Raw genomic sequence first — 22,106 nt, 5'->3', positions numbered from 1 at the left:
CGCCTGCTCATCGCAATATAACGACAGGTTATCGGACCTTGGCCTTATGTCGTTGCTGGACGCGGCCGGATGCGGGGGCAAGCGCGGCGAGCCCCATCAGGTCGATCCAGCAGTTCGCGCGGCTTTCCTTACCGCGCAGGGAGTAGACTGCCGGCAAGCAAGATGCTGACAAGCTCCTGAGCCGCGGCGGACAATATCGCCTGCCGGTGGGTGAGGATTCCGTAGCACAACGGTTGCATCTCGAGCGGCGTCGACAACACCGACAACGCGCCTTGTTCAATCTGTCGCTGGGCAATCGCCTCTGGCAGCAGCGCGAGGGTTTGGCTGTTGCTGAGCAGGTGCAGCGTGGTCTGTACCGATGTGGTTTCAACCGTGTTGCTTGGCTGGGCGATGTCGAATTGGCTGAGCGCGTTGTCCAGCATCTGGCGCATGGGTGTGTCCGGCGGGTAGAGCACCCAGGGCCATTGCGTCAGTTCTCCTGGCGGAATCTCGCTTCTCGCGCTCAGTGGGTGGTTGCGATTGGCAACGAGCCAGAAGGGCTCCTGCGCTAGAGCCTGGAAATTCAAGCGCTCACGCTGACGGGTCTCGGTGTAGCGTGCTATGACCACGTCCAGCTTCTTGTCCTCGAGCATATGCAGGAGGTGGTCGCTGGTACCTTCGATCAGCTCGACAGCCAGCAGTGGCCGCCGGCGTTTGAGTTCGGCTAATGCCGTCGGCAGGGTCTGAGCCGTGGCGGCAAAGATTGCACCAATCCTGACGGTGCCATGACCACCCTTACGCATGACGTCCAGCTCATGGCCGAAGCGCTGCGCATCGTTGAGCGTGCGCTCGGCGTACTGAATCACCACCTGCCCGAGGTCGCTGGGAGACAGCTTGCGCGTCTGGCGCTCGAACAATGCAAAGCCGAACAGGTTCTCGATGTCCCGCAGCATCTTGCTGACAGCCGGCTGGCTAAGGCCCATCTGCTCGGCCGCGGCATGCATGTTTCCCGTACGCGCCAACGTGGTGATGAGCGACAGGTGGCGGAACTTCAGCCAGTTTTTAAGGGACGGCAGGTTGCTGTAGTCGCTGCTCATGGCCGGATACTCGTTGTGCAGGTGATAACGGGTTCGTATCGAGCCCTGAGAAAAAGTCATTAGAAGCCGGGTGCCGGGCTTGCGTAAGTTGCGCTGCCAGTGCCGTCGGGTTTGCGTGGCGATACTACTGTAACCGGCCAATTCCCGGTTTAGGCTTGTCGCCGTGCAGCCCGGCCGATCGCATCATCCTGCAGAGGGAAAACAACAATCATGTACAACCCGCTTTTGCTCACCATGGACAACACCCTGCCCGCCGACGGGCTGCAGGGCACTCTTGTTGGTCGCTGCTGGTTGCCAGGCAGCATCGCCGGCCCGGCGCCGATTCTGCTGCGTGCGGATGGCGTGTACGACCTGTCGCCGTTGGCCTCAACCCTGAGCGGCCTCTTCGAAATGCCTGATCTGCTGCGACAGGTGCGCCAGGTGAACGCGCCACGTATCTCGAGTGTCGAGGCGCTCTTGGCGAACAGTGGCAGCGACCGCGACCCGACGAAGCCCTACCTGCTGGCGCCGGCTGACCTCCAGGTCATCAAGGCGGCCGGTGTCACCTTTGCCGCCAGCATGATCGAGCGGGTTATCGAGGAGCAGGCGGCTGGAGACCCGGCTAAGGCTGACGCAATCCGTGCCAAGGTGCGGCAGACGCTGGGCGAAGATTTCGCTCGTATCAAGCCAGGTTCTGATGCGGCGCTTCGACTCAAGGAACTGCTGATCGAGCAGGGCCTGTGGTCGCAATACCTTGAGGTGGGCATTGGCCCCGATGCCGAGATTTTTACCAAGGCGCCAGTGCTGGCAGCTGTGGGCAGCGGGATGCAGGTCGGCATTCATCCAAAGTCGGAATGGAATAACCCGGAGCCGGAAGTTGTACTGGCGGTCAACAGCCGTGGTGAGGTGATCGGCGCGACGCTCGGCAACGACGTTAACCTGCGCGACTTCGAGGGGCGTAGCGCCTTGCTGTTGAGCAAGGCCAAGGACAACAACGGGTCGTGCGCCATCGGCCCGTTCATTCGTCTGTTCGACAACAGTTTCGGGATCGACGATGTGCGCGCTTGCGTGGTCGATCTGCGTGTCGAAGGCGAGGATGGATACGTGTTGCAGGGGAGCAGTTCGATGAACCAGATCAGCCGGGATCCGCTGGATCTGGTCGGGCAGGCGCTTAACCGCAACCATCAGTATCCCGACGGATTTTTGCTGTTTCTCGGCACGCTGTTCGCACCAACCGAGGATCGGGATGCACCGGGCGCAGGCTTTACTCACAAGCTGGGCGACCGCGTGACCATTCGCAGCGCGCAGTTGGGCGGCCTGCACAACCAGGTCAACCATAGCGATGAGGTGACACCCTGGGCGTTCGGTCTGCTCGCCCTGTTCAAGAATCTCGCTGCGAGAGGCTTGGTCTAGTCTGCGGCGACAACCATGCTATTGCTCTGGAATTCGTCGAGCAGCAGGCGCGCGGCGGATGACAGTCGGCTGCCGTGACGGGCGACAACCCCGTACGGCTCGCTGCGCGAATGCAAGTCCAGCGGCAGGCGGCGGATCATGCCGAAGCCTTCGCTGAACTTCGCCACGGCGAGCGGCATGACGGCTACCAGCTCGGGGTCTTCTTGAATCAGGCTCAGCATAGTGAAGGTTGATGCTGTTTCAACCGGGTAGCGGGGAAACCCCAACCCGGCATGGCTGAACTCGCGCTCCAGCACCAGACGCATCGGCATGTTGGCGGGGTAGACGACCCAGCGATAGCCGATCAGCTCGACCAGCGATAACGAGGTGGCGTTACCCAGAGGATGTTGCGGGTGTGCCACCACTGCGAGCGGTTCGTCATGTAGCGTCAGGCAGTCATAGGCGTCCGGACGGTGACTGACGCTGCTGCGGCAGATCGCCAGGTCAAGGCGGCCCTGATCGACCAAGCCCAGTAATCGGGCGCTGGTGTCCTCGACGATCTCCACCGAAAGCTCGGGCTGTTTACGACGCAGCCGGCCCAAGGCACCCATCAGTAAAGGCACGGCTCCCATGATGACGCCAATTGAGAGCCGCCCTCCCTGACCCTGGATAATGCCGAGCATCTCTTCGCGTAGATGGGCCAGATCGCTGTGGATCAGCCGTGAGTAGCGAATAACGCAACGGCCCAGGTCATTGGGTGTCAGGCCCTGGCTCGTCCGGGTGAAAAGCTCGGCGCCAAACGTCGCCTCGATCTCACGCAATGCTTTTGTCGCGCCGGGTTGGCTGATCGCGACTTGCTCCGCCGCGCGATGCAGGGATCCCTGCTCGTCAAGGGCGATGAGCAGCCGCAGTTGCTTGAGGCGCAGGCGAGACACGATTGAGGGGAGGGCGGCGATCATGGTGATGACTCGAGGTTATTGCTCAATCAGAAGCTTTCATTAGGCATCAACCTTTCCAATTTTTAAAGTGACCGCAAGCCAGATGCCCGCCACCGAGGCGGAATGTCGAAGAGGAGCGCGTCATGCGATTGATTCAATTTGAAAACGAGCAGGGCCTGCGTCAGGTCGGCGTGGTCGATGGTGGCCAGATCGAAGTCTTGCGCGGCGTACGGAGCACGCGAGAACTAGCGCTTTCCGCAATTCGCAATCAATGCTCCCTGGCTGCTGAAATCGACATGCATGCGCGTGATAGCGGCCCGGCTTACCGCGAACTGCTCGATGCCGGTCGCGTGCTGGCTCCGCTGGACCACGAAGACCCTACCCATTGCCTGGTCAGCGGCACCGGGCTGACCCACCTTGGCAGCGCGTCGACTCGAGACAAAATGCACCAGCAGGCGGAAGTGGAGGAAAAGGTCACCGACACCATGCAGATGTTCCGCTGGGGCATGCAGGGTGGTCGTCCGGAGTCGGGGGCGGCTGGGGTCCAGCCCGAGTGGTTCTACAAGGGTGACGGCAGTATCGTCGTGCGGCCGGGCGAGGACTTTCCTGTCCCTGATTTCGCGGAGGATTTCGGTGAGGAGCCCGAACTCACTGGGCTTTATGTGATCGGCGAAGACGGCAAGCCGTACCGGGTCGGGTTTGCGCTGGGCAACGAGTTTTCCGACCATGTGACCGAGCGCAAGAACTACCTGTACCTGGCGCACTCGAAGCTGCGGTATTGCTCGTTCGGGCCTGAGCTGCGCGTGGGTGAGTTGCCAGGACACCTTGCCGGGATCAGCCGTATTCGCCGTAAGGGCGAGGTCCTCTGGGAAAAAGAGTTTCTGTCGGGCGAGGAAAATATGTGCCATAGCCTGGAGAACCTCGAGTACCACCATTTCAAATACGTACAGTTTCTGCGCCCCGGCGATGTACATGTGCATTTCTTCGGCACCGCAACGTTATCCTTTGCGGACGGTATCAAGGCCCAACCGGGCGATCAGTTCGAAGTCAGCCTCGACGAATTCGGCGAACCGCTGCGCAACGGAATCAGCGTGAAGCAACCCGCTATTCGTCCCGGTGATGTGAAGGCGCTCTGAATCGAGCTTGGTTGTACTCATATCGCGATCGTCGGCTCGCCGCGCTCCAGGCGTGACGGGCCTTGTCTTTTCGGGCCGCGGCCCGTCCTTCGCGCCATGCGAAGGTTTGAACTCTCAAACTAGGAGTTTCAATGCCCACCATTCTTGGCCACAACTTCATTGCCGGCAGCCGTAGTGCGGCAGGCACCACCACTCATCAGAGCTTCGATGCTACGACGGGTGAAGCCCTGCCATTCAAGTTCATCCAGGCCACTGCACAGGAAGTAGATGCGGCAGCAGAAGCAGCGGCCTGTGCTTATCCGCTGTACCGCGCCCTGCCGGCCAGCAAACGCGCTGAGTTCCTTGATGCAATCGCTGATGAACTCGACGGACTGGGTGACGATTTCGTCGCGTTGACCTGTCAGGAAACCGCTCTGCCGGCGGGCCGCATCCAGGGAGAGCGCGGTCGTACCAGCGGACAGATGCGCCTTTTCGCCAAAGTGCTGCGTCGCGGCGATTTCCACGGAGCTCGCATCGATCGCGCCATGCCTGATCGCAAGCCGCTGCCGCGCCCCGATCTGCGCCAGTGCCGCATGGGTCTTGGCCCGGTCGCCGTATTCGGCGCGAGCAATTTCCCGCTGGCGTTCTCCACGGCCGGTGGCGATACCGCCGCGGCGCTGGCAGCCGGCTGCCCGGTAGTTTTCAAGGCGCACAGTGGACATATGGCCACGGCTGAACAGGTAGCCGATGCAATCATCCGCGCGGCCGAAAAGACCGGCATGCCCAAAGGCGTGTTCAACATGATCTACGGCTCCGGCGTCGGCGAAGCGCTGGTCAAGCATCCGGCTATCCAGGCTGTCGGCTTCACCGGCTCGCTGCGTGGCGGTCGCGCGCTCTGCGACATGGCCGCAGCGCGCCCGCAACCGATCCCGGTATTTGCCGAAATGTCCAGCATCAACCCAGTGCTGGTTTTGCCCGAGGCATTGAAAAGTCGTGGTGAAACCATCGCCAACGAGCTGACGGCCTCGGTAGTCATGGGTTGCGGCCAGTTCTGCACCAACCCAGGTATGGTCATCGGCATCCGTTCGCCCGAGTTCAGCGCATTCCTCGAGCGCCTCTCCGGCTTCATGGCCGAGCAGCCTGCGCAAACCATGCTCAACGCCGGCACGCTGAAAAGCTACCGCAAGGGGTTGGAGCATTTGCAGGCGCATCCCGGCATTACCCAGCTTGCCGGTCAGGCGCAGCAGGGTAATCAGGCCCAGCCGCAACTGTTCAAGGCAGACGTTAGCCTTCTGATCGAAGGCGATGAGCTCCTGCAGGAAGAGGTGTTCGGTCCTACCACGGTCGTTGTGGAAGTAGCCGACAAGGCTGAGCTGATTCGTGCGCTGCATGGTCTGCGCGGACAGCTGACGGCTACCTTGATCGGCGATGAAGACGACTTCGCCGCGTTCAGCGATCTGGTTGCCGTGCTGGAGCAGAAGGCTGGTCGGTTGCTGCTCAACGGCTATCCGACAGGCGTCGAGGTCTGCGACTCCATGGTCCACGGCGGCCCATACCCAGCGACGTCGGATGCGCGCGGCACGTCGGTTGGTACCTTGGCCATCGACCGCTTCCTGCGGCCGGTGTGCTACCAGAACTTTCCCGATGCACTGTTGCCCGAGGCGCTGAAGAACGCCAATCCGCTGGGTATCGACCGTCTGGTCGACGGCCAGACCACAGACGCTGCGCTGTAAGACGAGACCTCATTGCTGACGTGGTGCGCCCTCAGGCACCCGTCAGCCGACCACGAGGGATGCCGTTCAGGTGTCTCTTTTAGCCCGCCTTTCGGCGGGTTTTTTTTGCCTGGTGCCGGCGGGCGCGGCCAACGCTAGAGACCCCGCCTACCGCATCGCCGGACATTGGCTGCGCGTTATATCTGCCGGTTATCAGTGGATCAAGGGCTCTCATTAGTCAGCCGGGCTCCGTTGACTTAGGGTCGAGCGCATCCACTGCAAACGTGGAGCTACGGACGGACAAAACGAGCTGGCTTCGCCCAGCACACAAAAACCATTACCCGACCCGACAGAGGTGCGCCGCCATGGCACTCATCAACTACATCACGCAGGTTCAGTTCGCCTTCGGCGCGATAGAACTGGTGCAACAGGAATGCGAGCGGATCGGCATACGCCGTCCGCTGGTGGTCACGGACGCCGGCGTGCGTGCCACCGGCATCGTGGATCGGGTGATCGCCAAGCTGGCCGATCCCGCCGCCTTAGAGGTTTACGATCAGACACCACCCAACCCCAACGAAGCGGCCGTGCGCCAGGCGGCGGAGCTGTATCGCGCCGGTGGCTTCGATGGGATTATCGCGGTAGGTGGTGGTTCGTCCATCGATCTGGCGAAGGGCGTCGCGATTTGCGGCACCCATGAAGGGCCATTGAAGCAGTTTGCAGTGATCGAGGGCGGCGCCGCCCGCATCACGGCCGCGACCGCGCCGGTCATTGCCATTCCCACCACGGCCGGAACCGGCAGCGAAGTAGGCCGCGGTGCAATCCTGATCCTCGATGACGGCCGCAAGGTCGGCGTGTTGTCGCCACACCTGATTCCGAAATCTGCTATTTGCGACCCGGAATTGACGCTTGGTCTGCCGCCATTGATGACGGCTGCGACGGGGATGGACGCGATTGCGCATTGCCTGGAAACCTTCATGTCACCTGCCTTCAATCCGCCGGCCGATGGCATTGCGCTGGACGGCTTGCGGCGGGGTTGGTTGCATATCGAACGGGCTACCCGAGAGCCTGGCGATCGGGAGGCGCGGATCAATATGATGAGCGCTTCCATGCAGGGCGCCATGGCATTCCAAAAAGGGCTGGGTTGCGTGCATAGCCTCAGTCACTCCCTCGGCGGCCTGAATCCGCGTCTGCATCACGGCACGCTCAACGCGATCTTCATGCCGGCGGTTATCGAGTTCAACGCCGGCAGCGAGTCGATGCGCGCCGACGACAAGCTCAATCGAATTGCGCAGGCCATGCAACTGAACAGCCCAGCGCAGATCATTCCCGCATTGAAGGCCATGACCGAGCGGCTTGGCTTGCCCACCGGGCTGGCTCAGTTGGAAGTGACCGCCGACCTTTATCCGCGGATCGTCACGGGTGCGCTGGCTGACCATAGCCACAAGACCAACCCGCGCGGGGCCAGCCAAAACGACTACCTCTGGATGCTTGAGCGTTCGATGTAAGCTGGGTGGCGCTTGGGCCGACGCGGTCGTGGAGCAGCCCGCCAAACTGCATATATCGAGGAGAAAACGATGGATCTTGGCATTTCAGGACGTTGGGCACTGGTGTGCGCGGCCAGCAAGGGGTTGGGCCGTGGTTGCGCCGCAGCGTTGGTTGGAGAGGGCGTGAATGTGGTGCTTAATGCGCGCAGGCGCGACGCACTGGAATCTACGGCCAGCGAATTGCGCGCATTGAACCCTGCAGTAGAGGTGCGCACCGTGGCGGGCGACATAACGCGTGCTGATGTGCAGCACGCGGCATTGGCGGCGTGCCCACAGGTCGACATTCTGATCAATAACGCGGGCGGCCCGCCGCCTGGCGATTTCCGCAACTGGAATCGGGACGACTGGCTCGCAGCCATCGACGCCAACATGCTCACGCCGATTGAGCTGATCAAAGCCTGCGTCGACGACATGGCCGCCCGTGGTTTCGGCCGCATCGTCAACATCACCTCCGGCGCGGTAAAGGCACCGATCGATATCCTCGGACTGTCCAACGGCGCGCGTAGCGGGCTGACGGGGTTCGTTGCCGGCCTGGCGCGGCAGCCACAACTGGCCGGCAATAACGTAACCATCAACAATTTGCTGCCCGGAGCATTCTCAACCGAGCGCCTACAGAAGACACTCGATGCCGGCGCGAAGGCCAGTGGCAGGTCGCTGGACGACGTCGCCGACGCGCGTCGGCAGGGAATTCCCGCGCGCCGCTTTGGCAGCGCAGACGAATTCGGTGCGTTCTGTGCGTTCATTTGCAGCGCGCACGCGGGTTACCTCACTGGACAGAACCTTTTGCTCGATGGTGGTGCCTATCCGGGCGCGTTCTGATACGCGACAGGAGCGGGGATGATCTGCCGCGCGACGTCGCGTAAAAGCTCCAGCACGTTGTGCGCGGCCGGTGAGAGCAACCGCTGATCCTTGGTGATAATGCCAAATGCCATCAGACCCTGATTCAGGTCGATGTCGATGCTGCTGTCGACTTCGATCTCGACGAGCATGCCGTAACGCGCGTAGTGCGCCAGCACATCGCGCGGCAGTACGGTCAGCATGTCGTTCTTTTCCACCAGTGTCGTGACCATCAGCAGGTTTTCTGCGTTGACCACTTTGGTCGGCGGTCGCATGCCGACGCGCTGGAATAGCGCGTCGAACTCCTGCCGCAGGACGCTCCCGGTCGGCGGCAGCACCCAGTCCGCTGCGTTCATCTGCGCACGAGACAACGCGCCGTTGACGAGGCCTGTACGACCGCAGATACGCAGCGGCTCCTTTGCAAGGGGTTCGAAGTGCAGATCGTGCTGCTGGCTGTTGGCGAAAAAGCGCGCAACGAGAAAATCCAGTTCCCCATCGTCGAGGATCGCCATCAGGTCACGGCTCGACCCGGTACGGATGGTCATTTCCAGATTCGGAAAGCGTCGCTTGGCGCGGCTCACCACTTCGGGCAGCAAGTCGGCACAGGGCGTGAGGATCGTACCGATGCGCACGTGGCCCTGCTGCCCTTGGCGGAGGGCATCCACTTCACTGTAGGCATTGTCCAGAGTGCTTTGCAGGCGTCTGGCCTGTCGGATCATGGTTTCGCCATAGATCGTCGGGACAACGCCTCGTGCGTGTCGGTCGAACAGCGCGACACCGAGGCCGTCTTCCAGCTCTTTCAACAGTTTGGAAATGGCGGGCTGGGAGATACCCAGGCCTTCGGCCGCACGGTTGAGGTTGCCAGTGTCGCCCAGCGCGACCAGCAGCGGGATATGGCGATTTTTCAGGCGGGCGCGAACGAACCAGTTGCTGTTGATCGGCTTCATTGAGGTATATCCGTTTTATTATCGGAGCGGACTTATTTTGTATTTGTTGATGATGGCTGCGCTGTTTATTCTTTTCAACAGCGGGCCAGGCCGTGTGCGAAGCGCTTGAGCCGCGAACTGATAATGCCTAACAAAAATAATGGAGTGGCAGCTATGCAATCAAAGTGTCAGCGTGTCGGATTCAGCCTTGCGGCGGCCCTGGTTCTTGCTTCGAGCAACGCGTTTGCCAAGCAGGAATGGAAATTCCAGATCAACGTCAATGCCGGCGACGACGAATACCGCATCGCGCAGGAGTGGGCCAAGAGCGTCGGTGAAAAGACCAACGGCGAAATCACGGTCGAGGTGCTCCCGACCGGCACCATCGTTGGCAACAACGAGACATTGGATGCCGTGGGTGCAGGCATCATTCAGGGCCACATTACCGATCCTGGTTACTTCTCTGGAAAGAACCCGGCCTTCGCGGTGTACGGGAACATGGTCGGCGCCTGGAACGGCCCAGCGCCGTTCCTCGACTACATGCGCAACGCGGGCGGGGAGGCGGGCTACAACCGTCTGGTCGAGCCGTACAACGTCCATCTCATCCGTGCCGGCGCTGTCGGCGCCGAATCGCTGATCAGCAAGCGCAAGATCGAGACCCTCGATGACTTCAAAGGGCTGAAGGTGCGCGCGCCGGAAGGCATGGTTTCGAACATCTTCAAGCTCGTCGGTGCGGCACCCGTGAATCTGCCGACTTCCGAGGTGTATACCGGTCTGGAAAAAGGCGTGATCGACGCGGCCGATTACACGGTGTTCTCCACCAACTACCAGCAGGGCTATCACAAGTACGCGCCGTTCGCTGTATACCCCGGCTTTCATTCGATGCCAATGAAGGACATTTCGGTAAACAAGGCGCTATGGGACGACCTGTCGCCCGAACAGCAGAAAATTCTCGAAGACTCCGTCGATGCCTTCACCGAGCAGTTGGTCAGCGATCTGCAGAAAAAAGATGAAGAGCAGGTGGCGCTGGCCAAGCAGAAGGGCGACGTGACTCTGACGTCGCTTTCCGACGAGGAGCTGAAGAAGTTCCGCCAGTCCGCTCGCGAAGAGTGGGCGCGTTGGCGTGAGCGCAGCCCTCAGGCCAAGGAGGCGGTGGATTCGATCCAGGCCTACTTGCAGGACAAGGGCATGCTCTGAGCTGCCCCACGGCGGCCACTTAATCAACGATGAACACCGACTTTCCGGCTGCGGCCGGAAGGTGCGAGGAGTCTCGCTGTGAAAAAAAATCAATCTTCGTCCGACGATCATCTGGATGCCTGCGCTCCCGAACCGGGCCACGGTTGGCTCGACCGCGGCATTCAGCGCGGCGGCCAAGTTATTGCCTGGCTGACCTTCATTGCCATGCTGGTCAGTGTGTACGAAGTGATCATGCGTTACGGCTTTAACGCACCTACCGAGTGGGCGCACGAAACCACGACCTTCCTGGTCGCCGCCATCTTTGCACTGGGCGGCCCCTACGCATTGGCCACTAACCGGCACATTCAGATTCGCATCCTGCTCGACCGTCTCTCGCCGCGGAAGCGCAGTTGGCTCGAGCTGTTGAACCTGGTGCTGGGCGTCCTGTTCTGCCTGGCGATCGGCTATGCCGCCTGGGTGCTGGCTTACAACGCGACTCACGCGCCCGACGGCAGCTGGCGCCTGGAAACCTCGGGGTCGTCCTGGAATCAGCCGCTTCCGGCATTCACCAAGATCGTTATATTGGTCTCCATCGCGATGATGTGCGTGCAGCAGGTGGTGCGGATTGCGACTCACCGGCGTGCGCGTCTTGATACGGATGCCACGAAATGAGTATCGAGATCGCAACCTACCTGATGATTTTCGCGATCTTCGCTTTGCTGGTGCTGGGCCTACCGCTGGCCTTCGTCACTGGCCTGGTCGCCGCTGGTTTCACCTTTGGCTGGTTCGGTCCGGTGGCCGTGCCCCTGGTGGCCAGCCGCATGTTCGGCTTCATCACCGAATATTCGCTGGTGGCGGTGCCAATGTTCGTCTTCATGGCGGGTCTGCTGGACCGATCGGGACTGGCGCGGGACCTGTTCAACTCCATGCGCTTCTTCGCCGGACGGCTGCCGGGCGGGGTCGCGGTACAGACCATAGTCGTGGCGTTCTTTCTCGCCGCTATCTCCGGAATCATCGGTGGCGAAATCGTCCTGCTTGGTGTGCTGGCGTTGCCGCAGATGCTGCGCCTGGGCTACGACAAGCGTATTGCCATCGGCGTGGTCTGTGCCGGTGGGTCGCTGGGCACCATGGTGCCGCCCTCGATCGTGCTGATCATCTACGGCCTGATCGCCAGTGTCTCCATCGCTGATCTGTTCAAGGCAGCCATTGTTCCCGCAGCGCTGCTGATGGGCAGCTACATGCTCTACGTAGTGGTGATGTGCATGCGTTATCCGCACATGGGCGGCGCACATCAGGAGAAGGACGCCAGCGTGCCGCGACTGAAGCTCGGCGAAGCGTTCAAGGGCATGTTCTTTCCGATCGCCATTGCCGGCCTGGTACTCGGCAGCATCTACGGTGGTATCGCGTCGGTCACCGAGGCGGCTGCCATGGGCGCGCTGGGCGTGCTGCTGGCGGTCCTGGTGCGCGGTGAGTTCAGCGTCAAGCTGCTTCAGGAAAGCCTGACCCAGACGCTGGAAACCTGCGGGATGATTGTCTGGATCGGGATCGGCGCTGCCTGTCTGGTTGGCGTATACAACCTCATGGGCGGCAACCGTTTCGTCTCGGCGGCGATTACCGGTCTGGACGTCGCGCCCTTCGTCATCGTGCTGGTGATGATGCTGATCTTCCTGCTGCTGGGCATGTTCCTCGACTGGATCGGCATCGCCATGCTCTGCCTGCCGATTTTCGTGCCCATCGTCGTCGAGCTTGGCTACGACCCGGTGTGGTTCGGCATTCTTTTCGCGGTGAGCATGCAGGTGTCCTACATCTCACCCCCGTTCGGCCCTGCTGCCTTCTACCTCAAGAGTGTGGCGCCACCCGATATCACGCTGACCGACATCTTCCGCTCGATGGTGCCCTTCATCGTCATCCAGATCGCGGTACTCGGCCTGTTGCTGTACTTCCCGGCCATTTCGACCTGGCTGCTGTAACCCTACCCGAACGTTAACCTGGCGGGCCCGGTGGGCTGGCCGACGAAAACAGGTGTATCTCAATGACTGACAAACGCCCCCTGCGCTCCGCTCAATGGTTCGGCACCACCGACAAGAACGGTTTCATGTACCGCAGCTGGATGAAGAACCAGGGCATCCCAGATCACGAGTTCCAGGGGAAGCCGATCATCGGCATCTGCAACACATGGTCGGAGCTGACGCCTTGCAACGCGCATTTTCGCAAGATCGCCGAGCACGTAAAAAAAGGTGTGCTGGAGGCGGGCGGTTACCCGGTCGAATTTCCGGTCTTCTCCAATGGTGAATCGAACCTGCGCCCGACCGCCATGCTGACGCGCAACCTGGCCAGCATGGATGTGGAAGAGTCGATCCGTGGCAACCCTATTGATGCGGTGGTGCTGCTCACCGGCTGCGACAAAACCACCCCGGCACTGCTGATGGGCGCGGCCAGCTGTGACGTGCCGGCCATCGTTGTCACGGGCGGGCCGATGCTCAACGGTAAACACAAAGGCCGTGATATCGGCGCGGGCACTATCGTCTGGCAGATGCACGAGCAGTACAAGGCCGGGCAGATCGACCTCAATGAATTCCTCTCTGCCGAAGCTGGGATGTCGCGTTCGGCAGGTACCTGCAACACCATGGGGACCGCCTCGACCATGGCCTGCATGGCCGAAGCGCTGGGTACTTCATTGCCGCACAACGCGGCGATCCCGGCGGTGGACTCGCGCCGTTACGTACTGGCGCACCTGTCCGGCATGCGCATCGTCGAGATGGTCGAGCAAGACCTGCGGTTGTCCAAAGTACTGACCAAGCAGGCATTCGAAAACGCCATCCGGGTCAATGCCGCGATTGGCGGCTCGACCAATGCGGTGATTCACCTCAAGGCGATCGCCGGGCGGATTGGGGTCGAACTCGAACTGGATGACTGGACGCGTATTGGCCGGGGCATGCCGACCATTGTCGACCTGCAGCCGTCGGGGCGCTTCCTTATGGAGGAGTTCTACTACGCGGGCGGATTGCCTGCGGTGATCCGTCGTCTGGGGGAGAACCAACTGCTGCCGAATCCCGATGCGTTGACAGTCAACGGTAAGTCGCTGTGGGATAACTGCGCCCAGGCACCGATTTACGGAGAGGACGAGGTCATCCGCGCGCTGGACAACCCACTGCGCGAAGACGGTGGCATCTGCGTATTGCGTGGCAACCTGGCACCCAGCGGCGCGGTGCTGAAACCATCGGCAGCAACGCCGGCGCTGATGAAGCATCGTGGCCGCGCGGTGGTGTTCGAAGACTTCGATGACTACAAGGCACGCATTGCCGACCCTGATCTGGACGTCGACGAAACCTGTGTGCTGGTCATGAAGAACTGTGGCCCCAAGGGTTATCCGGGAATGGCGGAAGTCGGCAACATGGGCCTGCCGCCCAAGGTGCTGGCCAAGGGAATCACCGACATGGTGCGGATCTCCGATGCCCGTATGAGCGGCACGGCTTACGGCACGGTGGTGCTGCATGTTGCGCCGGAAGCCGCCGCGGGGGGACCGTTGGCGGTAGTGCGTAACGGGGATTTCATCGAGCTGGACTGTTATGCGGGGCGGCTGCATCTGGACATCCCGGACGCCGAGCTGCAGGAGCGCCTGGGGGCCTGGCAAGCCCCGCAGGGTCTGCTGTGGGATGGTGGCTACCGGCGGCTGTTCGTCGAGCATGTTCTCCAGGCGGATGAAGGCTGCGACTTCGATTTTCTGGTCGGTTGCCGTGGCTCCAAAGTGCCGCGTCATTCACATTGATTTGCGGCGCCCTCTGGCGAAGATTTCGAACCTCGGTTGCGAGTCAGATATCCGAGCTCGCGCTTACGCCGGGCTATTAACGAACTGGTCGCCCTAAACGTTCACCAGCGACGGATTTTGGGCCGATAGCTGCCGGTTGTGAGCTGTCTCTTTCGGGCTAGCAGCAGAACGTCGGCGAAAAGATACATCGGAAGGTTAGCGACAAATCAGACTTGGGGCTGAGGCTCTGAGTTGCTGCCATTCAATCAGCTCAGGATCACGACTTCAGAACCTGGCCGAAACCCCAATTCCCGGTGCACGGTTGCTCGTGGTGGAAAATGAGCAATGCATTCACTTGCTGTCCGAAACCACGCTGTTCCCAGGCGACCAGGTCTCTCGGCAGTATGATGGCTGCGTCGGGTCCGGAGGTTTTTCCATGCTCACTTCCAAATCTCGGAGCCGACAAAATTTTCAGCACTGGCGTTAGCACAGGCTGAATAACGTCTTGCGCGTTACCGCTCATAAAAGCCATTGATGCCCTCCTGATAAGGGCAGTGGTCAAAATGGTGTCGCTACATTCCGAGTGCCAATTTGGATGGACACATGTTGGACACATGAAAAACAGAAGGGCCTAGGTTTGCACCTAAGCCCTTGTTTGATATGGCGCACCAGGCGGGATTCGAACCCACGACCCCTGCCTTCGGAGGGCAGTACTCTATCCAGCTGAGCTACTGGTGCGTTGCGGGGCGCAATCATACGCATCTCGTCTGCGGTCGTCCATGGCGCTTCGGCAGCTGCTCAGCGCGCGGCGCTATTGTTCTGATAGCCGATCGCGGCGTCATCAGGTCTGGTTATGGTGCGTTAATTTTTCCGAACAGGCTGTTGCCCGAGGCAGGCCAGCAGGCCTAGCATGCGTTCGATATCTCAAACGCTTCAGCTCACGGCAGGAACCCTGGGGCTGTCCCTTGCTCTGACTTACTCGAGCAGTTCCACTGCCAACCGCCTTTCCAATCGGCCAGATGGCCTCGGTCCAATACCCGGCACCCTGCCGGCTCTCAGGAGACTGCCATGCAACTCAAAGACACCAAGCTGTTCCGCCAGCAGGCTTATATCGACGGCGCCTGGCAGGACGCGGACAGCGGCCAGACCATCAAGGTCAACAACCCGGCCAGCAACGAGATCCTGGGCAGCGTGCCGAAAATGGGCGCTGCGGAAACCCGTCGCGCCATCGAAGCCGCCGAGCGTGCACTGCCAGCCTGGCGTGATCTGACCGCCAAGGAGCGCTCGCAAAAGCTACGCCGCTGGTTCGAGCTGATGATGGAGAACCAGGACGATCTGGGTAGGCTGATGACGCTGGAGCAGGGCAAGCCGCTGGCCGAGTCCAAGGGCGAGATCGCCTATGCCGCTTCCTTTATCGAATGGTTCGCCGAAGAAGCCAAGCGAGTCTATGGCGACACCATCCCGGGCCATCAGAAAGACAAGCGCATCATCGTCATCAAGCAGCCGATTGGCGTCACGGCGGCCATTACCCCGTGGAACTTCCCGGCGGCGATGATCACCCGCAAGGCCGGCCCAGCGCTGGCTGCGGGTTGCACCATGGTGCTCAAGCCGGCGAGCCAGACGCCTTTTTCCGCGCTGGCGCTGGCTGAGCTGGCGGAGCGTGCGGGTATCCCGAAAGGTGTGTTCAGCGTCGTCACCGGTTCGGCGGGTGACATCGGCAACGAGCTGACCGCAAACCCGACGGTGCGCAAGCTCAGCTTCACCGGCTCGACCGAAGTTGGCGCGAAGCTGATGGAGCAGTGCGCCGCAGGCATCAAGAAGGTGTCGCTGGAGCTGGGCGGCAACGCGCCGTTCCTGGTATTCGATGACGCGGACCTCGACGAGGCCGTCAAAGGCGCCATGCAGTCCAAGTACCGCAACGCCGGCCAGACCTGCGTCTGCGTCAACCGCATCTATGTACAGAACGGCGTGTACGACGAGTTCGCAAAGAAATTCCAGGCTGCGGTCGAAAAACTGAAGGTTGGCAACGGACTCGACGAAGGCACCGACATCGGCCCGCTGATCGACGACCGCGCCGCGGCCAAGGTCAGAGAGCACATCGAGGACGCCGTCGCCAATGGTGCACAGGTACTCACCGGCGGTAAGGCGCACCAGATGGGCGGCAGCTATTTCGAGCCCACGCTGATGGTCAACGTGCCGCACAACGCCAAGGTGGCGAAAGAGGAAACCTTCGGGCCGCTGGCGCCGTTGTTCCGTTTCGAAGACGAGGCCGAGGGTATCGCCCTGGCCAACGACACCGAGTTTGGGCTGGCGGCCTATTTCTACGCCCGCGATCTGGGTCGGGTGTTCCGTGTGGCCGAAGCCATCGAGTCAGGGATGATCGGCATCAACACCGGAATGATCTCGACCGAAGTGGCACCCTTCGGCGGCGTGAAGTCGTCCGGTCTGGGCCGTGAGGGGTCGAAATACGGCATGGATGACTATCTGGAAATCAAATACCTCTGCCTGGGGCTGTAAGGCCTCAGTTCAGCCGCCTGGGGGGGATGGTATTCACCCCCTGGGGTTTGCGGTTGCTGCGGCTGATTACTGGGCCGTTACCTCTTATGCCCTGCCGGAACCGAGTGCCCAGCAGCCCGGAGCGGCCGGTCGTCAGGAAGTACCGAGTGCATCGCGCAAGCGACTCGTCGCGGCGACGCTCATTTACCGCTCTCTGTTCTCTGCCGCCCCAGTGGTGAGCCGCTCCCACCTCCCATCCCATCTCGTTGCATTTTCTCCAATGGGCGTCGCCCCAGATCTCACTTATGTTTCGAGCGCTGTCGCGGTTATGGCGGTTGCCAGTCGAAGCGATTATTGCCAGTCTCTCGACATGCGGAAATGACTCGACTATTCTGCTGTGCGAAACATGATTCCGTGAAATAACAATTCCAATCATTCATTTCACAAGCGGAGGCCAGCCATGACGGATGCCGTACGGCTCGAAACTCAGGGCGAGATCGCTCTGATCACGGTCAACAACCCACCGGTCAATGCGCTCGGGCATGCCGTGCGCGAAGGCTTGCTGCAGGCCTTTCAGAACGCCGAGGCGGACACGCAAGTGCGCGCCGTGGTGCTGGTCTGCGACGGTAATACCTTTATTGCCGGGGCCGACATCAAGGAGTTTGGCAAGCCGCCGCAGGCGCCGAGCCTGCCGGAAGTGATCGAGGTCATCGAAGGCTGCAGCAAGCCGAGCGTCGCCGTTATCCATGGCACCGCGCTGGGTGGTGGGTTGGAAGTCGCGTTGGGCTGTCATTACCGCATCGCCCGCAAGGACGCCAAGGTCGGTCTGCCGGAAGTGAAGCTGGGCCTCTTGCCCGGTGCAGGCGGAACACAGCGACTGCCACGTCTGGCAGGTGTCGAGAAGGCGCTGGACATGATCGTCAGCGGCGCGCCCATCGGCGCAGCCGAGGCCGTCGAGCACAACATCGTTGATGAGCTGTTCGACGACGAAATGACCAAGGCGGGTATCAGCTTTGCGCGCCGTCTGCTCAATGCCGACCGCGGGCCGCGTCGCAGCGGCGAGCAAACCTTCGGTCTGGAAGGCGCCGACAACGAGGCGCTGATCCGTGCCAAGCACGCCGAGGTCGCCAAGCGCATGCCCGGGCTGTTCTCGCCGCTGCGTTGCATCGCTGCTGTCGAGGCAGCGACCCAGCTGCCACTGGCCGAAGGCCTCAAGCGCGAGCGGGAGCTCTTTGTCGAATGCCTGAATTCGCCACAGCGTGGTGCGCTCATCCATTCCTTCTTTGCCGAGCGCCAGGCCGGCAAGATCAACGATCTGCCAGCCGATGTGAAACCGCGTGCGATCAACACCGCCGCGGTGATCGGCGGCGGCACCATGGGCGTTGGTATTGCCCTGTGCTTCGCCAACGCCGGGGTGCCGGTGAAGCTGCTGGAGATCAACGAAGACGCGCTGCAGCGCGGTCTGCAGCGCGCCCGTGACACTTACGCGGCCAGCGTCAAGCGCGGCAGCCTCACCGAGGAAGCGATGGAAAAGCGCCTCAAGCTGGTCGAAGGCGTCACCGAATACGCGGCCTTGGCAGACGTCGACGTGGTGGTCGAGGCGGTATTCGAGGAGATGGGCGTCAAGCAGCAGGTGTTCGAACAGCTGGATGCGGTGTGCAAGCCCGGTGCGATTCTCGCTTCGAACACGTCATCACTGGACCTGAACGCCGTCGCCGCCTTCACCAAACGTCCGGAAGATGTGGTCGGCCTGCACTTCTTCAGCCCGGCCAACGTCATGCGCCTGCTGGAAGTGGTGCGCGGCGAGAAGACCAGCCATGAGGTGCTCGCCACTTCAATGGCCATCGGCAAGAAGCTGAAAAAGGTCTCGGTGGTGGTCGGTGTCTGCGACGGTTTCGTCGGCAACCGCATGGTCTTCCAGTACGGCCGCGAGGCGGAATTCCTGCTGGAAGAGGGCGCCACGCCAGGGCAGGTCGATGGCGCGCTGCGTAACTTCGGCATGGCCATGGGGCCGTTCGCCATGCGTGATCTGTCCGGCCTCGACATCGGCCAGGCGATTCGCAAGCGCCAGCGCGCGACACTGCCGGCGCACTTGGATTTCCCCGCCGTTTCCGACAAGCTCTGCGCTGCCGGCATGCTCGGGCAGAAGACCGGTTCCGGCTATTACCGCTACGAGCCGGGCAACCGCACGCCGCTGGAGAATCCCAAGCTGGCGCCTATGCTCGAAGCAGCTTCGCGGGAAAAGGGCATCGAGCGCCGCGAGCTGGATGAGCAATACATCATCGAGCGAACCATTTATGCGCTGGTCAACGAGGGCGCGAAGATCCTCGAAGAAGGCATCGCGCAGCGCTCCAGCGACATCGACATTATCTACCTGAACGGCTACGGCTTCCCGGCCTTCCGTGGTGGCCCGATGTTCTATGCCGACAGCGTCGGCCTGGACAAGGTGCTGGCACGGGTCAAGGAACTGCACGCACGTTGTGGCGACTGGTGGAAGCCAGCGCCGCTGCTGGAAAAACTGGCCGCCGAAGGCCGCACCTTCACCGAATGGCAGGCTGGGCAATGAACGCCGCCCGCCTGCAATCCGAACGCACCATGAGGACCTTCCCATGAACGTGAATTACACGGCCGAAGAGCTCGCCTTCCGCGATGAAGTGCGCGCCTTCCTGACAAACGAGCTGCCGGCGGACATCGCCGCCAAGGTCAAGCTCGGCAAGCATATGTCCAAAGAAGACCACGAGCGCTGGCAGCAGATTCTGGTCAAGCGCGGCTGGTACGCGCCGGGCTGGCCCGTTGAGCTGGGCGGCACCACCTGGGGCCCGGTCGAGAAGCATATCTTCGACGAGGAGTGCGCTCAGTTCGGCGCGCCGCGCACCGTGCCCTTCGGCGTCAACATGGTCGCGCCGGTGATCATCAAGTTCGGCAGCCAGCAGCAGAAGGATCATTACCTGCCACGCATCCTGTCCGGTGAAGACTGGTGGTGCCAGGGCTACTCCGAACCGGGCGCCGGCTCCGACCTGGCGAGCTTGAAGACCCGTGCCGTGCGTGACGGCGACCATTACGTGGTCAATGGCCAGAAGACCTGGACCACCCTCGGCCAGCACGCCAACATGATCTTCTGCCTGGTGCGCACCGATCCTGAAGCCCAGCAGCAGCGCGGCATCAGCTTCCTGTTGATCGACATGAGCACGCCGGGCATCAGCGTGCGGCCGATCATCACCCTCGACGGCGATCACGAGGTCAACGAAGTCTTCTTCGACAACGTCCGCGTGCCGGTGGAAAACCTCGTCGGCGAGGAAAACCAGGGCTGGACCTGCGCCAAGTACCTGCTGACCCACGAGCGCACCGGCCTGGCCGGCATCGGCGCCTCAAAGGCAGCACTGGCACACCTCAAACGCATCGCCATGAAGGAAGTCTGCGACGGCAAGCCGATGCTCGATGATCCGCTATTTCGCGCCCAGGTCGCGGAAGTGGAGATGCAGCTGATGGCCATCGAAATGAGCACCCTGCGCATCCTCGCCGCAGCGAAGGAGGGTGGCGTGCCCGGCGCGGAATCTTCGATCCTCAAGGTCAAAGGCACCGAGATCCGCCAGGCCATCACCAGCCTGCTGCGCAAGGTTATCGGGCCTTACGCGCTGCCATTCCTCGAGGAAGAGCTGCAGCTGGACTACGACGGCGAACTGCTACACGCCGACTACAGCGCATCGCTGGCCGGCGACTACTTCAACATGCGCAAGCTGTCGATCTTTGGCGGCTCCAACGAAATCCAGAAGAACATCGTCTCGAAGATGATTCTCGAGCTGTAAGGGGGCACCGCAATGGACTTCAAACTGACTGAAGAGCAGCAAATGCTGCAAGACACCGCGGCGCGCCTGGTGCGCGACGCTTATCCGTTCGAGCAGCGCGAGAAATTCAGCGAGTCGGAACTGGGCTTCTCCGCCGAGTTCTGGGCGCAGCTGGGCGAGCTGGGCCTGACTGCCGTGCCGTTTGCCGAGGAGATCGGCGGCTTTGGCGGCGGCGGCGTGGAAACCATGCTGGTGATGACCGAACTGGGTCGCGGCCTGACCTTGGAGCCCTACCTGCAATCGGTGATCTTCGGTGGCGGACTGCTCACCCATTTGGGCAGTGACGCGCAGAAGGAGGAGCTGCTGCCGCAGGTGGCGGCCGGATCACTGCAGTTGGCGGTGGCGCTCGACGAGCCGCAGAGCCACTACAACCTCAACGACGTGCAGACCAAGGCCGAGTCGGCCGACGGCGGTTATCGCCTGTCCGGGCGCAAGGCCGTGGTCATCGGCGGCCACAGCGCCGGTAAGATCATCGTCTCAGCGCGCACGGCAGGCGATAGCCGTGACGAGGCCGGCATCAGCCTGTTCCTGGTTGATCCGACTGCTCAGGGCGTCAGCCGTCGCGTGTACCCGACCATCGACGGGCGCAAGGGCTGCGAGCTGTTCCTCGACAACGTGCAGGTCGGCGCCGACGCGCTGCTCGGCGAAGTCGGCAACGCTCTTTCAGCGCTGCGCTACCAGCAGGGCCGCGCCATCGCCGCGCAGTGTGCCGACGCGCTGGGCAGCATGGACGAGGCCTGCAAGCTGACCCTCGACTACCTGAAGACGCGCAAGCAGTTCGGTGTGCCGATCGGCAAGTTCCAGGTGCTGCAGCACCGCATGGTCGACATGCAGACCGAGCTGGAACAGGCCACCAGCATGGCGATCCTCGCCGCGACCTTTGCCGATGGTGAAGACAACGACGACCGCCGCCGCATCATCGCCGCCGCCAAATACATCTGCGCCCGCGCCGCACGCAAGGTGGCCGAAGAGGCGATCCAGCTGCACGGCGGCATCGGCATGACCTGGGAATACAACCTCGCCCACCACGCCAAGCGCCTGGTGATGATCGCCCACCAGTTCGGTGACGATGACCATCATCTGAAGGCTTACGCCAAGCTGATGCAGGTGGCGTAATCGGCTGACCGCGTGACAGCAGAACCCGCTCTCAAGAGCGGGTTTTTTTGTCAGAGCAAACGTTGGTAAGGAACGGCACCCGGTAGATACCGTCTTCCCCATTACCGAGCAAGGGCCAGTTGAGGGTCGAAACGCTGGCCCGATTTAAGTACCCCATAGGCGATGTGCAGCAGCTTGCGCATCGCTGCACAGACGATTTGTTTTCCGGA

Annotated in this window: 16 protein-coding genes, 1 tRNA gene and 1 pseudogene; 13 read left to right on the top strand and 5 right to left on the bottom strand. The window is 61.6% G+C overall.

The window, feature by feature from the left end:
* Positions 1-128 precede the first annotated feature (128 nt).
* Positions 129-1,076, bottom strand: coding sequence for a LysR family transcriptional regulator (locus CXK96_RS16765; RefSeq protein ID WP_102837579.1), 948 nt, complete (start codon positions 1,074-1,076; stop codon positions 129-131).
* Positions 1,077-1,286: 210 nt separating this feature from the next.
* Here CXK96_RS16765 and CXK96_RS16760 point away from each other — a divergent pair, with 210 nt between their 5' ends.
* Positions 1,287-2,468 (top strand): fumarylacetoacetate hydrolase family protein, encoded by a 1,182-nt coding sequence (locus tag CXK96_RS16760; RefSeq protein ID WP_102837578.1) that lies wholly within the window; start codon positions 1,287-1,289, stop codon positions 2,466-2,468.
* Here CXK96_RS16760 and CXK96_RS16755 read toward each other — a convergent pair.
* Positions 2,465-3,406, bottom strand: a complete 942-nt coding sequence (locus CXK96_RS16755; RefSeq protein WP_102837577.1) for a LysR family transcriptional regulator — start codon at positions 3,404-3,406, stop codon at positions 2,465-2,467. The genes CXK96_RS16760 and CXK96_RS16755 overlap by 4 nt on opposite strands.
* Before the next feature lie 122 nt (positions 3,407-3,528).
* On the opposite strand from CXK96_RS16755, the gene araD1 reads away from it, so the two are divergent.
* From araD1 to CXK96_RS16735, 4 genes are all read left to right on the top strand, one after another.
* Complete coding sequence (araD1, locus tag CXK96_RS16750) at positions 3,529-4,521, top strand: AraD1 family protein (protein WP_102837576.1); 993 nt, start codon at positions 3,529-3,531, stop codon at positions 4,519-4,521.
* Positions 4,522-4,652: 131 nt separating this feature from the next.
* Positions 4,653-6,233 carry an aldehyde dehydrogenase (NADP(+)) gene (locus tag CXK96_RS16745; protein ID WP_102837575.1) on the top strand — a complete coding sequence of 527 codons (1,581 nt, stop codon included), beginning with the start codon at positions 4,653-4,655 and terminating at the stop codon, positions 6,231-6,233.
* 344 nt (positions 6,234-6,577) lie between these two features.
* On the top strand, positions 6,578-7,717 hold the full coding sequence (locus CXK96_RS16740; RefSeq protein WP_102837574.1) for an iron-containing alcohol dehydrogenase: 1,140 nt from the start codon (positions 6,578-6,580) through the stop codon (positions 7,715-7,717).
* 69 nt (positions 7,718-7,786) lie between these two features.
* A complete protein-coding gene (locus CXK96_RS16735; RefSeq protein WP_102837573.1) occupies positions 7,787-8,575 on the top strand; it encodes an SDR family oxidoreductase in 789 nt (262 codons plus the stop codon).
* Here CXK96_RS16735 and CXK96_RS16730 read toward each other — a convergent pair.
* A complete protein-coding gene (locus CXK96_RS16730; protein WP_180981543.1) occupies positions 8,557-9,540 on the bottom strand; it encodes a LysR family transcriptional regulator in 984 nt (327 codons plus the stop codon). The two genes, CXK96_RS16735 and CXK96_RS16730, sit on opposite strands and share 19 nt — an antisense overlap.
* Before the next feature lie 153 nt (positions 9,541-9,693).
* On the opposite strand from CXK96_RS16730, the gene CXK96_RS16725 reads away from it, so the two are divergent.
* The 4 genes from CXK96_RS16725 to CXK96_RS16710 all read left to right on the top strand — a co-directional run bounded on the left by CXK96_RS16725 (position 9,694) and on the right by CXK96_RS16710 (position 14,461).
* Positions 9,694-10,713: a TRAP transporter substrate-binding protein gene (locus CXK96_RS16725; RefSeq protein ID WP_102837572.1), complete on the top strand. Its 1,020-nt coding sequence runs from the start codon at positions 9,694-9,696 to the stop codon at positions 10,711-10,713.
* A 78-nt stretch (positions 10,714-10,791) separates the two neighbouring features.
* Positions 10,792-11,364 (top strand): TRAP transporter small permease subunit, encoded by a 573-nt coding sequence (locus tag CXK96_RS16720; RefSeq protein WP_256061668.1) that lies wholly within the window; start codon positions 10,792-10,794, stop codon positions 11,362-11,364.
* Entirely contained in the window at positions 11,361-12,662 is a 1,302-nt protein-coding gene (locus tag CXK96_RS16715; protein ID WP_102837571.1) for a TRAP transporter large permease, read from the top strand. Before CXK96_RS16720 ends, CXK96_RS16715 begins: the two co-directional genes overlap by 4 nt.
* A gap of 62 nt (positions 12,663-12,724) precedes the next feature.
* Positions 12,725-14,461 carry an IlvD/Edd family dehydratase gene (locus CXK96_RS16710; protein WP_102837570.1) on the top strand — a complete coding sequence of 579 codons (1,737 nt, stop codon included), beginning with the start codon at positions 12,725-12,727 and terminating at the stop codon, positions 14,459-14,461.
* A gap of 640 nt (positions 14,462-15,101) precedes the next feature.
* On the opposite strand, the gene CXK96_RS16705 is transcribed toward CXK96_RS16710, so the two are convergent.
* Positions 15,102-15,178: transfer RNA gene (locus CXK96_RS16705), tRNA-Arg, on the bottom strand.
* A gap of 330 nt (positions 15,179-15,508) precedes the next feature.
* On the opposite strand from CXK96_RS16705, the gene gabD reads away from it, so the two are divergent.
* The 4 genes from gabD (at position 15,509) to CXK96_RS16685 (ending at position 21,897) form a co-directional block, all read left to right on the top strand.
* Positions 15,509-16,957, top strand: a complete 1,449-nt coding sequence (gene gabD, locus CXK96_RS16700; RefSeq protein WP_102837569.1) for an NADP-dependent succinate-semialdehyde dehydrogenase — start codon at positions 15,509-15,511, stop codon at positions 16,955-16,957.
* 439 nt (positions 16,958-17,396) lie between these two features.
* On the top strand, positions 17,397-19,502 hold the full coding sequence (locus CXK96_RS16695) for a 3-hydroxyacyl-CoA dehydrogenase NAD-binding domain-containing protein (RefSeq protein ID WP_102837568.1): 2,106 nt from the start codon (positions 17,397-17,399) through the stop codon (positions 19,500-19,502).
* A 43-nt stretch (positions 19,503-19,545) separates the two neighbouring features.
* Complete coding sequence (locus tag CXK96_RS16690) at positions 19,546-20,742, top strand: acyl-CoA dehydrogenase family protein (protein ID WP_102837567.1); 1,197 nt, start codon at positions 19,546-19,548, stop codon at positions 20,740-20,742.
* Positions 20,743-20,754: 12 nt separating this feature from the next.
* Positions 20,755-21,897, top strand: a complete 1,143-nt coding sequence (locus CXK96_RS16685) for an acyl-CoA dehydrogenase family protein (protein ID WP_102837566.1) — start codon at positions 20,755-20,757, stop codon at positions 21,895-21,897.
* A 101-nt stretch (positions 21,898-21,998) separates the two neighbouring features.
* On the opposite strand, the pseudogene CXK96_RS21010 reads toward CXK96_RS16685, so the two are convergent.
* Positions 21,999-22,106: pseudogene (locus tag CXK96_RS21010) on the bottom strand (IS110 family transposase); the annotation flags it as partial.

Origin of the sequence: Stutzerimonas stutzeri (assembly GCF_002890895.1) — a bacterium.
In the GTDB taxonomy this organism is placed as follows: Bacteria; Pseudomonadota; Gammaproteobacteria; order Pseudomonadales; family Pseudomonadaceae; genus Stutzerimonas; species Stutzerimonas stutzeri_AB.
The sequence above is the reverse complement of the archived record's forward strand: the minus strand, read 5'-3'. Positions and strand labels throughout refer to the sequence as shown.

Bases quoted from the DNA above. Each gene is read 5' to 3' on its own strand.
- CXK96_RS16755 (WP_102837577.1), bottom strand. From the start codon at position 3,406: ATGATCGCCGCCCTCCCCTCAATCGTGTCTCGCCTGCGCCTCAAGCAA.
- CXK96_RS16760 (WP_102837578.1), top strand. From the start codon at position 1,287: ATGTACAACCCGCTTTTGCTCACCATGGACAACACCCTGCCCGCCGAC.
- CXK96_RS16715 (WP_102837571.1), top strand. From the start codon at position 11,361: ATGAGTATCGAGATCGCAACCTACCTGATGATTTTCGCGATCTTCGCT.
- CXK96_RS16765 (WP_102837579.1), bottom strand. From the start codon at position 1,076: ATGAGCAGCGACTACAGCAACCTGCCGTCCCTTAAAAACTGGCTGAAG.
- CXK96_RS16725 (WP_102837572.1), top strand. From the start codon at position 9,694: ATGCAATCAAAGTGTCAGCGTGTCGGATTCAGCCTTGCGGCGGCCCTG.
- CXK96_RS16695 (WP_102837568.1), top strand. From the start codon at position 17,397: ATGACGGATGCCGTACGGCTCGAAACTCAGGGCGAGATCGCTCTGATC.
- araD1 (WP_102837576.1), top strand. From the start codon at position 3,529: ATGCGATTGATTCAATTTGAAAACGAGCAGGGCCTGCGTCAGGTCGGC.
- CXK96_RS16730 (WP_180981543.1), bottom strand. From the start codon at position 9,540: ATGAAGCCGATCAACAGCAACTGGTTCGTTCGCGCCCGCCTGAAAAAT.
- CXK96_RS16740 (WP_102837574.1), top strand. From the start codon at position 6,578: ATGGCACTCATCAACTACATCACGCAGGTTCAGTTCGCCTTCGGCGCG.
- CXK96_RS16690 (WP_102837567.1), top strand. From the start codon at position 19,546: ATGAACGTGAATTACACGGCCGAAGAGCTCGCCTTCCGCGATGAAGTG.
- CXK96_RS16745 (WP_102837575.1), top strand. From the start codon at position 4,653: ATGCCCACCATTCTTGGCCACAACTTCATTGCCGGCAGCCGTAGTGCG.
- gabD (WP_102837569.1), top strand. From the start codon at position 15,509: ATGCAACTCAAAGACACCAAGCTGTTCCGCCAGCAGGCTTATATCGAC.
- CXK96_RS16710 (WP_102837570.1), top strand. From the start codon at position 12,725: ATGACTGACAAACGCCCCCTGCGCTCCGCTCAATGGTTCGGCACCACC.
- CXK96_RS16735 (WP_102837573.1), top strand. From the start codon at position 7,787: ATGGATCTTGGCATTTCAGGACGTTGGGCACTGGTGTGCGCGGCCAGC.
- CXK96_RS16685 (WP_102837566.1), top strand. From the start codon at position 20,755: ATGGACTTCAAACTGACTGAAGAGCAGCAAATGCTGCAAGACACCGCG.